Annotated in this window: 14 protein-coding genes; 11 read left to right on the top strand and 3 right to left on the bottom strand. The window is 57.0% G+C overall.

The window, feature by feature from the left end:
- Positions 1 to 18: 18 nt before the first annotated feature.
- From clpX to KGB06_RS16135, 6 genes are all read left to right on the top strand, one after another.
- Complete coding sequence (gene clpX, locus KGB06_RS16160) at positions 19 to 1,302, top strand: ATP-dependent Clp protease ATP-binding subunit ClpX (protein ID WP_007946893.1); 1,284 nt, start codon at positions 19 to 21, stop codon at positions 1,300 to 1,302.
- A gap of 161 nt (positions 1,303 to 1,463) precedes the next feature.
- Positions 1,464 to 3,860 (top strand): endopeptidase La, encoded by a 2,397-nt coding sequence (gene lon / locus KGB06_RS16155; protein WP_007946894.1) that lies wholly within the window; start codon positions 1,464 to 1,466, stop codon positions 3,858 to 3,860.
- 152 nt (positions 3,861 to 4,012) lie between these two features.
- A complete protein-coding gene (locus tag KGB06_RS16150) occupies positions 4,013 to 4,285 on the top strand; it encodes an HU family DNA-binding protein (protein WP_002552737.1) in 273 nt (90 codons plus the stop codon).
- A gap of 233 nt (positions 4,286 to 4,518) precedes the next feature.
- Positions 4,519 to 6,390 carry a SurA N-terminal domain-containing protein gene (locus KGB06_RS16145; RefSeq protein ID WP_223517420.1) on the top strand — a complete coding sequence of 624 codons (1,872 nt, stop codon included), beginning with the start codon at positions 4,519 to 4,521 and terminating at the stop codon, positions 6,388 to 6,390.
- Between the two features lie 229 nt (positions 6,391 to 6,619).
- Positions 6,620 to 7,450 (top strand): DUF2242 domain-containing protein, encoded by an 831-nt coding sequence (locus KGB06_RS16140; RefSeq protein ID WP_223517418.1) that lies wholly within the window; start codon positions 6,620 to 6,622, stop codon positions 7,448 to 7,450.
- 192 nt (positions 7,451 to 7,642) lie between these two features.
- Entirely contained in the window at positions 7,643 to 7,789 is a 147-nt protein-coding gene (locus KGB06_RS16135; protein WP_223517417.1) for a hypothetical protein, read from the top strand.
- Positions 7,790 to 7,792: 3 nt separating this feature from the next.
- Here the strand turns inward: KGB06_RS16135 and KGB06_RS16130 are convergent, their stop codons facing one another.
- From KGB06_RS16130 to KGB06_RS16120, 3 genes are all read right to left on the bottom strand, one after another.
- Complete coding sequence (locus KGB06_RS16130) at positions 7,793 to 8,833, bottom strand: AraC family transcriptional regulator (RefSeq protein ID WP_223517415.1); 1,041 nt, start codon at positions 8,831 to 8,833, stop codon at positions 7,793 to 7,795.
- A 3-nt stretch (positions 8,834 to 8,836) separates the two neighbouring features.
- The gene (locus KGB06_RS16125; RefSeq protein WP_223517413.1) at positions 8,837 to 9,967 is read right to left on the bottom strand and encodes a carbon-nitrogen hydrolase family protein; all 1,131 of its coding nucleotides are present in this window, start codon (positions 9,965 to 9,967) and stop codon (positions 8,837 to 8,839) included.
- A gap of 208 nt (positions 9,968 to 10,175) precedes the next feature.
- Positions 10,176 to 11,129, bottom strand: coding sequence for a LysR family transcriptional regulator (locus KGB06_RS16120; RefSeq protein ID WP_223517411.1), 954 nt, complete (start codon positions 11,127 to 11,129; stop codon positions 10,176 to 10,178).
- A gap of 121 nt (positions 11,130 to 11,250) precedes the next feature.
- Between KGB06_RS16120 and KGB06_RS16115 the strand changes: the two genes are divergently transcribed.
- From KGB06_RS16115 to KGB06_RS16095, 5 genes are all read left to right on the top strand, one after another.
- Positions 11,251 to 12,420: a M20 aminoacylase family protein gene (locus KGB06_RS16115; RefSeq protein WP_223517409.1), complete on the top strand. Its 1,170-nt coding sequence runs from the start codon at positions 11,251 to 11,253 to the stop codon at positions 12,418 to 12,420.
- Between the two features lie 65 nt (positions 12,421 to 12,485).
- Positions 12,486 to 13,274: an ABC transporter substrate-binding protein gene (locus tag KGB06_RS16110; protein WP_223517407.1), complete on the top strand. Its 789-nt coding sequence runs from the start codon at positions 12,486 to 12,488 to the stop codon at positions 13,272 to 13,274.
- 93 nt (positions 13,275 to 13,367) lie between these two features.
- Positions 13,368 to 14,057, top strand: a complete 690-nt coding sequence (locus tag KGB06_RS16105; RefSeq protein WP_223517405.1) for an ABC transporter permease — start codon at positions 13,368 to 13,370, stop codon at positions 14,055 to 14,057.
- Positions 14,054 to 14,767 (top strand): ABC transporter permease, encoded by a 714-nt coding sequence (locus tag KGB06_RS16100; protein WP_223517403.1) that lies wholly within the window; start codon positions 14,054 to 14,056, stop codon positions 14,765 to 14,767. The genes KGB06_RS16105 and KGB06_RS16100 overlap by 4 nt, the downstream gene beginning before the upstream one ends.
- A 19-nt stretch (positions 14,768 to 14,786) precedes the next feature.
- Positions 14,787 to 15,554, top strand: coding sequence for an ABC transporter ATP-binding protein (locus KGB06_RS16095; protein ID WP_223517394.1), 768 nt, complete (start codon positions 14,787 to 14,789; stop codon positions 15,552 to 15,554).
- Positions 15,555 to 16,011: the final 457 nt, after the last annotated feature.

The raw sequence follows: 16,011 nt of genomic DNA, 5'->3' as shown, positions 1-16,011 counted from the left end.
CGGATTTGGATCGAACGAATGACTGACACCCGCAACGGCGAGGACAACGGCAAGCTGCTCTATTGCTCCTTCTGTGGCAAAAGCCAGCATGAAGTGCGCAAATTGATTGCCGGCCCCTCGGTCTTTATCTGCGACGAGTGCGTCGACCTGTGCAATGACATCATCCGTGAGGAGGTGCAGGAAGCCCAGGCCGAAAGCAGCGCGCATAAATTGCCTTCGCCTAAAGAAATCAGCGGCATCCTTGATCAGTACGTGATTGGTCAGGAGCGTGCGAAAAAGGTTCTGGCAGTAGCGGTGTACAACCACTACAAGCGCCTGAACCAGCGTGACAAAAAGAATGACGACGTCGAACTCGGCAAGAGCAACATTTTGCTGATCGGCCCGACAGGCTCGGGTAAAACCCTGCTTGCCGAAACACTGGCTCGTTTGCTGAACGTTCCGTTCACCATTGCCGACGCAACCACCCTCACTGAGGCGGGTTATGTGGGTGAAGATGTCGAGAACATCATTCAGAAGCTGCTGCAGAAGTGCGATTACGACGTAGAAAAAGCCCAGATGGGCATTGTCTATATCGATGAGATCGACAAGATCTCGCGCAAGTCTGACAACCCGTCGATCACCCGGGACGTTTCCGGTGAAGGCGTGCAGCAGGCCCTGCTCAAGTTGATCGAAGGCACGGTCGCTTCCGTACCACCTCAAGGTGGTCGCAAGCATCCGCAGCAGGAATTCCTTCAGGTTGACACCCGTAACATCCTGTTCATCTGCGGTGGTGCGTTCTCCGGTCTGGAAAAGGTTATTCAAAACCGTTCCACCAAGGGCGGCATTGGTTTCAATGCGGAAGTGCGCAGCAAGGAAGAAGGCAAGAAAGTCGGTGAGTCCCTGCGTGAAGTCGAGCCTGACGATCTGGTCAAGTTCGGTCTGATCCCTGAATTCGTTGGTCGTCTGCCGGTACTTGCCACGCTGGACGAGCTTGATGAGGCTGCATTGATGCAGATTCTCACCGAGCCGAAAAATGCCCTGACCAAGCAGTATGCCAAGTTGTTCGAGATGGAAGGCGTGGACCTGGAATTCCGGGCCGACGCACTGAAATCGGTCGCCAAACGTGCCCTGGAACGCAAGACCGGTGCCCGTGGACTGCGTTCGATTCTCGAAGGCGTGTTGCTCGACACTATGTATGAAATCCCCTCGCAGTCCGAGGTGAGTAAAGTAGTGATCGACGAAAGCGTTATAGAAGGCAAGTCCAAGCCACTGTATATCTACGAAAACAGTGAGCCTGCTGCCAAGGCCGCGCCAGACGCCTAAGCGTCACGCAGCTGGAACAAAGAAGGGGCCTTCGGGCCCCTTTGCTTTTACTGCCTTTTATCCCTGTCTTTGCGCTTGTTTTTTTTGAAGGCAGCCCCCATCTTGGTTTCAAGCTTACTTCCATCTGTTTACGGCCTTATGGCCGCCGTAGAGGCGAAATCATGAAGACAACCATCGAATTGCCTCTCCTGCCATTGCGTGATGTTGTGGTTTATCCGCACATGGTTATCCCGCTGTTCGTGGGGCGCGAGAAATCCATCGAAGCCCTCGAGGCTGCGATGACGGGCGACAAGCAGATCCTTCTGCTGGCTCAGAGAAACCCTGCTGACGACGATCCCGGTGAAGATGCACTTTATCGCGTAGGTACTATTGCGACCGTTCTGCAGCTGCTCAAGTTGCCTGACGGCACGGTCAAGGTTTTGGTCGAAGGCGAGCAGCGGGGCGCCGTGGAGCGCTTCAGCGAAGTGGACGGCCACTGCCGTGCCGAAGTCTCGTTGATTGACGAAGTCGACGCGCCTGAGCGCGAGTCGGAAGTGTTTGTGCGTAGCCTGCTGGCTCAGTTCGAACAATATGTGCAGTTGGGCAAGAAAGTCCCGGCTGAAGTCCTGTCGTCGCTCAACAGCATCGACGAGCCAGGCCGCCTGGTCGACACCATGGCCGCGCATATGGCCCTGAAAATCGAGCAGAAGCAGGAAATCCTCGAAATCATCGATTTGTCGGCCCGGGTCGAGCACGTTCTGGCGCTGCTGGATGCCGAGATCGATCTGCTGCAAGTTGAAAAACGCATTCGCGGTCGCGTCAAAAAACAAATGGAGCGCAGTCAGCGCGAGTACTACCTGAATGAGCAGATGAAGGCCATTCAGAAGGAGCTCGGCGACAGCGACGAAGGTCACAACGAAATCGAAGAGCTGAAAAAGCGCATCGATGCCGCCGGCCTGCCGAAAGATGCCTTGGCCAAAGCCCAGGGTGAATTGAACAAGCTTAAGCAAATGTCGCCAATGTCCGCGGAAGCGACCGTGGTGCGTTCGTACATCGACTGGCTGGTTCAGGTGCCTTGGAAGGCCCAGAGCAAGGTGCGTCTGGACCTTGCGCGCGCCGAAGATATTCTCGATGCAGACCACTATGGCCTGGAAGAAGTCAAAGAGCGGATCCTCGAATACCTCGCCGTGCAAAAACGTGTGAAGAAAATTCGTGGCCCGGTGTTGTGCCTGGTCGGTCCTCCGGGCGTGGGTAAAACCTCGCTGGCAGAGTCGATTGCTCACGCCACCAACCGCAAATTCGTGCGTATGGCCCTCGGTGGCGTACGTGACGAAGCTGAAATTCGTGGTCATCGCCGTACTTACATCGGTTCGATGCCAGGAAGATTGATTCAAAAGATGACAAAGGTGGGCGTCCGCAACCCACTGTTCCTGCTCGATGAAATCGACAAAATGGGCAGCGACATGCGTGGCGATCCGGCATCGGCGTTGCTGGAAGTGCTCGACCCTGAGCAAAACCACAACTTCAACGATCACTACCTTGAAGTCGATTACGACCTGTCCGATGTGATGTTCCTGTGCACCTCGAACTCCATGAACATCCCGCCGGCATTGCTGGACCGGATGGAAGTGATTCGCCTGCCGGGGTACACCGAAGACGAGAAAATCAACATCGCCGTCAAATACCTTTCGCCGAAGCAGATTACTGCCAATGGCTTGAAGAAAGGCGAGCTGGAATTCGACGCCGAAGCGATCCGCGACATCATCCGCTACTACACCCGTGAAGCTGGTGTGCGTGGGCTGGAACGCCAGATTGCCAAGGTGTGCCGCAAGGCGGTCAAAGAGCATGCAATGGAAAAACGCTTCTCGGTGAAAGTCACTGCCGAGATGCTTGAGCACTTTCTGGGCGTACGTAAATTCCGCTACGGCCTGGCCGAATCGCAGGATCAGATCGGTCAGGTGACCGGGCTGGCGTGGACGCAAGTGGGCGGCGAATTGCTGACTATCGAAGCCGCTGTCGTACCGGGTAAAGGCCAGTTGATCAAGACCGGTTCCCTGGGTGATGTGATGGTCGAATCGATAACCGCAGCACTGACCGTTGTCCGCAGCCGTGCGAAGAGTCTGGGGATCCCTCTGGACTTCCACGAGAAGCGCGACACGCATATCCATATGCCGGAAGGGGCGACCCCGAAAGACGGCCCTAGCGCCGGTGTAGGCATGTGCACGGCCCTGGTATCGGCATTGACCGGGATTCCGGTGCGTGCGGACGTTGCCATGACGGGTGAAATCACCTTGCGTGGTCAGGTGCTGGCGATTGGCGGCTTGAAAGAAAAACTGCTCGCGGCTCACCGTGGCGGGATCAAGACCGTGATCATTCCTGAAGAGAACGTACGCGATCTGAAGGAAATTCCGGACAACATCAAGCAAGATCTGCAGATTAAACCGGTTAAATGGATTGACGAAGTCCTGCAAATTGCGCTGCAATACGCGCCGGAACCCTTGCCTGACGTGGTTCCAGAGATCGTTGCTAAGGATGAAAAACGCGAGTCTGACTCTAAGGAAAGAATTAGCACGCATTAGTACGTATTTGCCTGGGGGGCTTCCTTGACAGCTTTTTAGAGCCCTTGTTATAAAGCGGCTCTTATAGTGTCTGTAGGCCATTCAGCACTCGTTTTTTGCTTTCACCAAAAAAACTTAGAATCATACTCAAATAGATAGTAAGGGGACTTAGAGTGAACAAGTCGGAACTGATTGATGCTATCGCTGCATCCGCTGATATCCCGAAAGCTGCTGCTGGCCGTGCGCTGGACGCTGTAATCGAATCCGTCACTGGCGCTCTCAAGGCTGGCGACTCTGTTGTTCTGGTTGGTTTCGGTACCTTCTCCGTGACTGATCGTCCAGCTCGCATTGGTCGTAACCCACAGACCGGTAAGACGCTGGAAATCGCAGCAGCCAAAAAACCAGGTTTCAAAGCCGGTAAAGCACTGAAAGAAGCTGTCAACTAAGTTCGATTCAGGTTTTTGCCTATCCGGGTCAGGGTCATGCCTGACCTGGCAGCGGAGCGGTAGTCCAGTCGGCAAGTTGCCGGTCCGAGACACCGAGGGTCGCATGTTCGACCCTTCGATCCGCTCCGCCAGTTACGAGAAGGCGCATCCCCGGATGCGCCTTTCTTCTATCCGGATTCTACCCACGCTCCACGGTTGCCTAATTTTGAAGTTCAACCGTTTCTGGGGGACGCATGCTGCAGAATATCAGGGACAATTCACAAGGCTGGATTGCCAAGACCATTATCGGGGTCATCGTTGCACTGATGGCTTTGACCGGTTTCGACGCCATTTTCAAGGCCACTACGCACAGCAATGATGCGGCCAAGGTCAATGGTGAAGAAATCACCCAGAACGAGCTGAGCCAAGCGGTTGATATGCAACGCCGTCAACTCATGCAACAGCTGGGCAAAGATTTCGATGCTTCCTTGCTCGATGAAAAAATGCTGCGCGAATCGGCCCTTAAAGGCTTGATCGATCGCAAATTGTTGCTGCAAGGCGCACAAAACTCGAAATTCGCTTTCTCTGAAGCCGCTCTGGACCAGGTGATCCTGCAGACGCCTGAATTCCAGGTCGACGGCAAGTTCAGCCCTGAGCGTTTTGATCAGGTGATCCGCCAACTCGGTTACAGCCGTATGCAGTTCCGCCAGATGCTGGCTCAGGAAATGCTGATTGGTCAGCTGCGCGCTGGCCTGGCCGGTAGCGGTTTCGTCACCGACGCTCAGGTGCTGGCCTTCGCCCGTCTGGAAAAGCAGACCCGCGATTTCGCTTCCCTGAATGTCAAGGTTGACCCGGCGTCTGTAAAGCTGACTGACGAAGAAGTCAAAGCCTACTACGACGAACACGCCAAGGAATTCATGACGCCGGATCAGGTGATCATCGATTACCTGGAATTGAAGAAGGCTTCCTTCTTCGATCAGGTCGCCGTCAAGGACGAAGACCTGCAAGCGGCGTATCAGAAAGAAATCGCGAACCTGTCCGAACAGCGTCGGGCTGCGCACATTCTGATCGAAGTAAACGACAAAATGACCGAGGCGCAAGCCAAGGCCAAGATCGAAGAAGTGCAGGCACGTCTGGCCAAAGGCGAGAAATTCGATGCGCTGGCCAAAGAGTTCTCCCAGGACCCGGGTTCGGCCAACAACGGCGGTGACCTCGGCTACGCAGGTCCTGGTGTCTACGACCCGGCCTTCGAAACAGCCCTGTATTCGCTGGCCAAGGATCAAGTCTCCGAGCCGGTTCGTACCGACTTCGGTTTCCACCTGATCAAGCTGTTGGGTGTGGAAGCACCTGAAGTGCCGACGTTTGCCAGCCTCAAAGACAAGCTGACCCGTGAGCTGAAAACCCAGCAGGTCGAGCAGCGTTTCGTCGAAGCGACCAAGCAACTGGAAGATGCCTCGTTCGAAGCATCCGATCTGGCCCAGCCGGCGCAAGACCTGAAACTTACCGTTCACACCTCCAAGCCATTCGGTCGTGAAGGCGGTGAGGGGATTGCGGCAAACCGTGCGGTGATTACTGCTGCGTTCAGTCCTGAAGTGCTGGATGAAGGTGCCAACAGCACCGCCATCGAACTCGATCCGGAAACCGTGATTGTGTTGCGCGCCAAGGAACACCTGAAACCAGCACAACTGCCGCTGGAAAGCGTAAACGTCGCCATCCGCACGCAATTGGCCAAGGAGCACGCCAGCTCTGCCGCCAAGACCAAGGCTGAACAGTTGATTGCCAGCCTGCGTGACGGTAAGACTCCGCTGGACACGGCAATTGATGGCCAGAGCTGGAAAGTGACCGAAGCGGCTACCCGCGCCCAGGAAGGGGTCGACCCAACCGTACTGCAAGCGCTGTTCCGGATGCCCAAGCCAGCTGCCAAGGACAAACCGACCTTCAGCAACGTGACCCTGGCCGATGGTAGCCTGGTGATCGTGCGTTTGAACAACGTGAACGAAGCGGCCGCGCCGACCGAAGAAGAGAAGGCTCAATACCGTCGCTTCCTCGCCTCGCGCATTGGCCAACAAGACTTCGCGGCTTACCGCAAGCAGCTGGAAAGCGAAGCCGATATCAAGCGTTACTGATGCCTGATTGAGCGTGTCGCAACAAAAAGACCCTGGCCGAAAGGCCGGGGTTTTTTGTGTCTGAAAGGAACACGAAACGGTTATCCGTCGCCGAAAGCGGGCGTGGAGCGACCTTTTCGCGTCAATGGCAGTCTTTACACTTGTAACTGTCTTAAGACACTAATCGATGCGCCGCTGAGCGTCGATCTGTTGCACAATATGCCCCGGACCGTTTTCCTCAGGATGTTCAATGTTTAAATCAATTCCCATGCGTCTCGTCGGGCTGGCACTGGTGCTCGCCGCTGCCGGCTGCTCGTCCAAGAAAGCCGCGATCTATGAGCATGAGAACTTCGCCGACTCCGGCACCTTTTCGCGCAACTACCCCGTGACCGATGCGAAGACTTGCGAAGCGGCACGCCGTGCCTTGCTCAGCCAGGGTTACATCATTACCAGCAGCGACCCCAAGCTGATCAGCGGGCACAAGAGTTTCCAGCAGACCGGCGAGACGCACATGGAGATCAGTTTCAGTGTGGTCTGTGCCGATGACGGCAGCGACGGGCACCACGCGACCATGTTTGCCAACGCCTTGCAGGACCGTTATGCGCTAAAGAAAACCAATAACTCGGCCAGTCTGGGTGTTGGTGTGTTGGGCTCGGTATCTATGCCGATCGGTTCGTCCGACGACTCGATGGTCAAGGTCGCCAGCGAAACCGTTTCCTCGGCCAAGTTCTACGAACGTTTTTTCACTCTGGTCGAATTGTTCCTGCCACCGGAAGCGAAGAAAGCGGCGCACATTGTCGAGAAGCCGAAAACTGATCTGGGCGTGCCTGAAGCCAAAGCGGCACCTGCACCTACCCCGGCAGCTGCGGTAGAACCAACGCCAGCCCCAGCCCAGGCTGCCGAGCCTGCCTCCGCCCCAGTAGCCTCGGAACCGCTTGCACCACCGGCGGAAACCGCGCCGATCACCCCTGTGCAAATCAGCGAACCGGCACCAACCTTAGAAGCGATCACACCGCCACCGCAGTCGGACTTGCCGCCGCCAAGCGAGCCAATTCCAGCCATGCCGGTTTCTGGTCAGTAATCGATTCCCGTCGGGGTCGGGTCAAACGACACCGATCCCGTAGGCGCTTTACGTTGATCTGCATCAGCCAGGCCGTAGTCCTACAGCCTCTATCGAAAAAACCCGGTGATAAATTCCTGACCGCCTGCTACGTTTTACTAAGTAGCCGTTGAGCGGTGCGCCTGTGTCATTTTTCTTTCACAGGGGCACTTTATGCTCGGGGCGTTGGTCATTTATTCAGGCATTTTTAAACGAGCGCTGGGGGATTCAAAAATGGACGATTATCAAGAAGAGCTGCTCGAGTATCAGGCATTTGAACTGGACCCGCTGGAACCCGCCGAAGACGCTACCGAGCTGTAAGCGTCAAGCGGATTGGCGATGACTGCGGCGAAACTCGCCGGGTGTCTGGCCATTCCAGCGTTTGAAGGCCCGTTGGAAGGCTTCAGCTGAGGCGAAACCCAGCAGGTAGGCGATTTCTCCGAACGCCAGTTCGGTATCGCGGATGTACGTCATGGCCAGGTCGCGACGTGTGTCGTTGAGAATCGCGCGAAATTGCGTGCCTTCTTCGACGAGTTTGCGACGCAAGGTCCAGGTGGGCAGCTTCAGGCGTGCCGCCACTTCCTCAAGGTCGGGTTCCCGGCCACCATTGAGTAATGGCCCCAGTAACTGAGTGATGCGTTCACGCAGACTACGAGTGCGTGTCAGTTGCTCCAGTTCCCGTTCGCAGAGTTGCAGCAAATGCCTCCAGGTACTCGGGCAGTGCACCGGGTTGCGTTGGGCGAGGCTGGTCAGGCTCAGACGCAGTTGGTTGTGCTCGGCGCCAAACTGGATCGGGCAATCGCCCAGCAGGGCATACGCTTCGCGGTAATCCGGCACCTCGAATTCAATCTCGATGCGCTCAGCGCGCAGCGGGGCAGCGCTTAGGCTGGACAATTGCTGCAACCATCCGGCGATGATCGAGTCCACCACAAAGCGGTTATAGGCGTTGTACGGGCTGATGGAGTAGAAGCGCAGCCACGCGCCCTGAGCGTCCTCATGAAAACTCGACTGCCCGCGATAGTTGGAGCCGTACAAGGCTTCGAAGCGAATCAGGCAACGCGCAGCTTCTCGAACCGTCGGCGCCTGGGCGGCCGTGACACCGGCGAGGCCGGCTTGGCTCAGACGACTGAGCTGGCCCATGCGCAAACCCAGTGCCGGGTCATCCGTCAGTTGAATCGCCCCATGGCCTAAGCGCATGTAGCGCGGGATCGACAGCCGGGCACCGGGCTCTGCTAACCGGGCCGCATCCAGGCCGTATTGGTCGAGCAACGGTTGAGGGTCTACGCCGTGGCTGTGCACCGCATCGGCCAGGCTATGGACGAAACCCACGGACAAATCCCCGAGGCGCATCGGCACCGGTTTCATGGGTTACAGCCAGAGGTTCAGCAACCGCGCGCCACGGGCGTTGCCGTCGGCGAACTGTTGACCGTTATTGCTGAGAAAACTTTGCCCGGCGCTGCCTTGATCCCAGAACTGGCCGCGCAGGAACACGCTCATCCCGGCGATGGCCTGGCTGCTCGGCGGTTGCGCAGTCAAGGTCAGGCGATGCCAGGCCTGGCCTTCACTCAATTCGCCGGGTTTGAGGCTGACGGATTTGGGTGTCGGCAATCCCCGGTAACCTCGCCACGGTTTATCCCAGGTATCGCGGCCGACGACGAACGCCGGAACCGCCACCAGTTGCACACCCTGATCGTCGAGCTTGCGGTAATTCTCCGGGTACCAACTGTCGCTGCCGATCAACACGCCCAAGCGTCCGGCTGGCGTATCGATGACGTTGAGTGCCTGTTGGTCATTGGCTTTGAAGGCGTCTTGCTCCTCGAACACCGGGTGCATCTGGCGTTGAGGCTGGCCAATCGGCAGGCCATCGCGACCAAAGATCACACTGCTGTTGTACAGCGCGCCGCGCCCGATTTTCAGCCTGCCGTCGATGACACTGGGCTCCGGCAATACGATGGTGCCCGCCACCAGCGTCACGTGAAATTCCTTCGCCAGCCCGCCGAACAGTGCCTGGTAATTCTTGGCCATGCCCTTGGCTTTCATCCGCAAATGGGCATCGTCGAGGCGGCTGCCGCCCTCGGCGCTGATCAGCGCGCGAACGAATTGCAAAGGATTGCTCGCTGCCAGCCAGTTCATGGCTTCCCTGATCGTCGTGGCCTGGTACAGCTCGTCTTTCTCGCCGCTGACCATCAGCCAAGTGCCGATATGTTCCGGCAACACGACGATGGTCTTGTCATTCAGCAGGCCCTGGTCCTGGGCCTTCTGCAAATAGGCCGCGAGTTTGCGATGCAAGCGCTCGGGGCTTTGATAGTCGGTCGGGAACAGCTCGGGCTGGATGCCCAGTAGATTGCCGCGATCAGCGGGTGTGCCTTGATCGATGGCCAGGTTGATGCGCAGGTCCGACAGGTAATGGCCCACGGGACGATCCGCGGCCCACATGGCGTAGGTTGTCAGGGCGGCAATGATCGCCATGGAAAAGGTCAGGTACAGAAGTTTGCGCATGGGGGAGCAGTCGACGGCCATATGCAGGCATGGCTTTGCATTGGGATTTGGGTCGAGGATAAAGCGAATCAAGGAGTTAGTGGTTGAATTTCTTTTTTTCCTGGTTTGTTTTTCCGCTTGAGGCTGATTTTTTTCCTCAGAAACGCAACTGCTACGGGTATTCGAGAACCTATTGGGCACATGCGTGGGGACGCGACTCGATGATGTTTCACAACATCAGACGCAACGTTTCGAATAACTGACGATCTTCTTTTTTGGCCGAGCGCGCGTGGCGCCGAATGACCTGCAACAGGCAGTCGGTGAAGCACAATGCCGGATTGCTGAGTGCACCATTGCGGCGTGTCACGATGCTCAACTGTCGCGGTTCGAACTGTTCAGCCAGCCCCAAGGAAACCACCCGACCGAGGAAGGGAGGGGCAATACTGACGATGGACGGCCCCCAAGTGCACATGTCGGCCCGTTCGACCATCATCTGCAAAATCGCCAGTGAGTGGGCACGAACGATGCGGTTTTCATTGATCTGCGCGTTATGTTGCCAGAACAACTCCTGCATGAGTCCATCGTGCCCATCCGGTGCATAGTTCAGCGTCCAGTTTTCCTCCAGCAGCTCATGGATCGATCGAGCATCTTGTCGGGGATGGCCCTGACGGACCAGCACCGACGTCTGGTAATCGAGTAGTGTTTCGCAGGCGAACTCTTGGGTTGATTGCGCCGGGTGAAGCTGGCCGATTGCAAAGTCCATGCTGCCATCGCGCAACAGCGGCTGGGCCACGGCCATCAGGCTTTCGAACAGCTCCAGGCGGATTTGCGGCATGCGCTCGCGAAACGCCAGGACTACCTCGGGCAAGAAAGTCAGGGCGATCCACGGCGTGATCCCGACACAGAGTCGGCCCTGAGCCTTGCCACGCATGTGATCGAGCTCGGTCTGTGCGTGCTCCAGTTGCTTGATCACCAGCCGGGCGTGGGTTAGCAGCACCTTTCCGTATTCGGTGAAGTTCAGGCCGCTGGCGGTTCGGGTGAACAGCGGTAGCTGTTGGCTGGTTTCCAGCTCGCGCAGCGCTTTGGTCACGGCGGCCTGGGAAATCTCCAGTGAACGAGCTGCCGCGCGAATGCTGCCGGTTTCGGCGCTGGCAATCAGCGCTTGTAATTGATGCAGTTTCATCTGCTCACCCTGGTGACAACTAATGGTTGTCATCATAACCAAACTGCATCTCCCCAGCCCAGAGCTTGTTCCCTAAGATCCACCCCATCAACCGCTCAGCTTTTGTCGAAGGGGAACAACAATGAATGCCGGCCATGTCCTGCCTGGTATTGCAGCGATGCAAGATGAAATGATCGCGTTGCGTCACAGCTTTCACGCGCATCCCGAACTGGGTTTTGAAGAGTTCGCCACCAGTGAGCGGGTTGCAGAGTGTTTGACCCGCTGGGGTTACCAGGTCAGCACTGGCATCGGCAAGACTGGCGTCGTCGGTACCCTGAAAAATGGCGAGGGCCGGTCCATCGGCCTGCGCGCCGACATGGATGCACTGCCGATTCAGGAGACCACCGGTTTACCCTACGCCAGCCGGATCGACGGAGTCATGCATGCCTGCGGCCATGACGGTCATACGGCCACCCTGTTGACGGCCGCCAGGCACCTGGCGCAGACCCGGGCGTTCAACGGTACGTTGCAACTGATTTTCCAACCGGCCGAAGAAGGACTGGGCGGCGCCAGGAAAATGCTGGAAGAAGGCCTGCTCGAACGGTTCCCCTGTGACGCGATCTTCGCCATGCATAACGTGCCGGGCTACCCCACCGGGCACCTGGGGTTTTACAGCGGACCGTTCATGGCGTCTGCCGACACGGTGACGATCAACATCATCGGTAACGGCGGCCATGGCGCGGTGCCACACAAAGCGGTGGATCCGGTGCTGGTCTGCTCGTCGATCGTGATCGCACTGCAAAGCATCGTCTCGCGCAACGTCAACCCGCAGGACGTGGCGATAATCACGGTGGGCTCCATTCATGCTGGAAGTGCCTCGAATGTCATCCCGTCCAGCGCACAGATGAGCCTGAGCGTGCGCGCATTGACCCCCGAGATTCGCCAGTTGCTCGAAGTCAGAATCACCGAGTTGGTCAACGGTCAGGCCGCCAGTTTCGGTGCTCGAGCCGAAATCGATTATCAGCGTTGTCATCCTGTGTTGATCAACCATCCCGAGTCCACCGCGTTTGCCCGAGAGGTCGCACGGGACTGGCTGGGCGAAGGGCAATTGATCGACAACCTGCGGCCCTTTACTGCGAGTGAAGACTTCGCCTTCATCCTGGAAAAATGCCCCGGCAGTTACTTGGTGATCGGCAATGGTGACGGCGAGAGTGGCTGTCTGCTGCACAACCCCGGGTACGACTTCAATGACGCTTGCCTGCCGATCGGGGCGAGCTACTGGGTCAAGTTGGTCGAGGGTTATCTGAGTTGAGACGCCGTATTGTCGAGCGTCAGTCTGTACAAAAAACGTCTGCGGTCTGGAGAGGAAGAATAAAAATGAACAAGATGATTGCGGCTGTTTCACTGCTTTGCCTGACGGCATCCAGCCTGGCCGGCGCGGCCGACTGGTCTGGCAAAGTCTTGAAGCTGGGAGTCGACCCCACGTACCCGCCCCTGGAATACAAAAACCAGGACGGCACCCTGACCGGCTTTGGAGTCGACATCGCCGAAGCGCTTTGTGCCGAGCTCAAAGCCCGTTGCATTTGGGTTGAAAGCAGCTGGGACGGGATGATCCCGGCGCTGCTGGCGCGCAAGTTCGATGCGGTGGCGTCGTCGATGACCGTGACGCCCAAGCGTCTGGAGCAGATTGCGTTTACCAACAAGGTCTCCAATGCGCCGGCACGGCTGGTGGTCAAGCGTGGATCGGGCCTGGTGCCAACCCTCGAATCGCTCGAGGGCAAACGCATTGGCGTAGAGCAGGGCTCGACCCAGGAAGCGTATGCCAAAGCCGTCTGGGGTTCGAAAGGTGTGGACGTTCTGTCCTATCAGAATCAGGACCAGGTGTACGCCGATCTGGTGGTGGGGCGACTCGATGCCTCGCTGCAGGGCGCCATTCAGGCCAGTCACGGCTTCCTCGGCACGGCGGCAGGCAAGGATTATGAGTTTGCCGGCGCGACTCTGGATGATCCAGGATTTTTCGGCGTCGGTGACGGCATCGGCTTGCGCAAGAGCGATGTCGAGTTGCGCGAGGATTTGAACAAGGCGCTGGCGACCATTCTGGCCAACGGCACGTATGCACGGATCAACAATAAATATTTCGATTTCGACGTCTACGGCGCTAAGTAACGCCCCCCTCGCGACCTTGTACAGGGCGGTCGACCAGGCTGCTCTGCTTCAGCATCCCCTTCACCTCAACCTAATAAGAACAAGGAGAGTGAAATGCTTCTGGAAGGCTTTGGCCCGCAAATCCTGCTGGGCACCCTGGCCACAATCAAACTGGCACTGTGGTCGTTGTTGATCGCCGTTCTGGCAGGACTGCTCGGCGCGAGTTCCAAGTTGTCCTCCAACCGTTTGTTGCGGTCGCTGGCCACCGGTTACACGACGGTGATCCGCAGCATGCCTGACCTGGTGATCATGTTGCTGCTGTTCTTCAGTCTGCAGATGCTGCTCAACCGGATGACCGATTGGCTGGGTGTCAGTCAGATTGACATTGACCCGTTTCTGGCCGGTGTTGTGACCCTGGCCTTCATTTACGGGGCTTACTTCACCGAGACATTTCGTGGTGCCTTCCAGGCCGTTCCGGCTGGTCAGCTTGAAGCGGCGCGGGCTTACGGTATGACTCGCGGGCAGACCTTTCGCAAGGTGCTGTTCCCGCAAATGCTGCGTCATGCGTTGCCGGGCATTGGCAACAACTGGCAGGTCTTGATCAAGTCCACGGCATTGGTCTCGATCATCGGCCTGACCGATGTGGTCAAGGCCACCCAGGACGCGGGCAAGGGCTCGATGCAGTTCTTTTATTTCACGCTGGTGGGTGGCCTGATCTACCTGGCCATTACCACGGTGTCCAACGGGGTGTTGAGGTGGCTTGAGCACCGTTACTCGGTGGGTGTCAGGAAGGCTTCTCTATGACCGGTATTTTCGAAGACTACTGGCAGGCTTACCTGTGGAGTGACGGGCCACACTTTTCCGGGTTGGCGGTGACCTTGTGGCTGCTGATTCTGGCGGTGGTGAGTGGTTTCTTGCTCGCGGTGCCGTTGTCGATTGCCCGAGTCAGCCGTAATCCGCTGCTGCGCTTGCCGGTCTGGTGTTACACCTATGTTTTTCGCGGCACCCCGTTGTACATCCAGCTGCTGTTCTTCTACACCGGGGTGTACAGCCTGCACGTGGTTCGGTCCCAGGACTTTCTCAACGCGTTTTTCCGCGACGGCTTCAACTGCACGGTGTTGGCGTTCGGGCTCAATACCTGTGCCTACATGACCGAGATTTTTGCTGGCTCGATCAGGGCGACGCCCTACGGCGAAATCGAGGCCGCCCGCGCCTATGGGATGAGTCGATTCACCCTCTATCGCCGAATCGTCCTGCCGTCAGCGTTGCGCCGGGCCCTGCCATTCTTCAGCAATGAAGTGATTCTGATGCTGCATTCCACATCGGTGGCGTTTACCGCCACGGTGCCCGATTTGCTGAAGATTGCCCGGGACGTCAACTCGGCGACCTACGCCTCGTTCACCGCGTTCGGCATTGCCGGAGTGCTGTATGCCGCCAGCGCGTTTTTCCTGATCTGGCTGTTTCGGCGCGGCGAACTGCGTTGGCTGGCCTACCTCAATCCCCGTACGCACTGACCCCATCGGACTTGCTCGCATGTATAAATTGATCGTTGAAGATGTCCATAAAAACTACGGCAACCATGAAGTTCTGAAGGGTGTTTCGCTCAAGGCCAGGGTGGGTGATGTGATCAGCATCATCGGCTCCTCCGGGTCCGGGAAAAGTACTTTTTTGCGTTGTATCAATCATCTGGAACAGCCTTCGGCGGGGCGGATCATCGTCAATTCGCAGGAGCTGCTGACCCGCAAGAACTCAAGGGGCGATTTGTGTGCGCTCGATCCCCGGCAGTTGCAACTCGTGCGCAGCCAGTTGTCGATGGTGTTTCAGCATTTCAATCTGTGGAGCCACATGACGGTGCTGGAAAACCTCATCGAGTGCCCGATGAGTGTGCTGGGTATCGCTCGGCCGCAAGCATTGGAGCGGGCGCGTCATTACCTCGCGAAGGTCGGTCTGCCAGCAAAGGTCGAGGACCAGTATCCGGTCCACCTGTCCGGCGGCCAGCAGCAGCGCGTAGCAATCGCCCGCGCTCTGGCGATGGAGCCCCAGGTGATGTTGTTCGATGAACCGACCTCCGCCCTGGATCCCGAACTGGTGGGCGAGGTGCTCAAAGTCATGCAGCAGCTTGCCGAAGAGGGCAGGACTATGGTGGTCGTTACCCATGAAATGGCTTTTGCCAGGCAGGTATCGAACCACGTTATGTTTCTGCACCAAGGCCAGGTGGAGGAACAGGGGGCTCCGGGCACGGTGCTGCAACAGCCCCGTAGCGAGCGTTTGCAGCAGTTTTTGGCGGGGAGTCTGAAGTAATTGGGTCAGAAGCTGGTGAAGTCTGCAGCCTTCGGTCGATACAGCGGATCGGATGCATTCTAGTGATCCAAGATTAGGCGTCTTGGTAAGGAAAAGAATTTTTAGACGGGGGTTGACCACGTATTTTAATGCTGTACTATTCGCCTCCCGCTAACGAGCAGTTTGATTTTGCTCTTGGCTTAAGTAGTTGATTTTGTTAATGAAATCATAAACTTTTAAGGTTGCAATTTGAGGAGTGTGCTGTAGAATGCGCGCCTCGGTTGAGACGAAAGATCTTAACCAACCGCTCTTTAACAACTGAATCAAGCAATTCGTGTGGGTGCTTGTGGGGTCAGACTGATAGTCAACAAGATTATCAGCATCACAAGTTACTCCGCGAGAAATCAAAGATGTAACCAACGATTGCTGAGCCAAGTTTAGGGTTTCTTAAAAACCCAAAGATGTTTGAACTGAAGAG

The sequence above is a fragment of the Pseudomonas sp. GL-B-19 genome, from assembly GCF_019956415.1.
GTDB lineage: Bacteria > Pseudomonadota > Gammaproteobacteria > Pseudomonadales > Pseudomonadaceae > Aquipseudomonas.
Note: the sequence above shows the minus strand (reverse complement) of the source record. Positions and strands in the feature narration are given on the sequence as shown.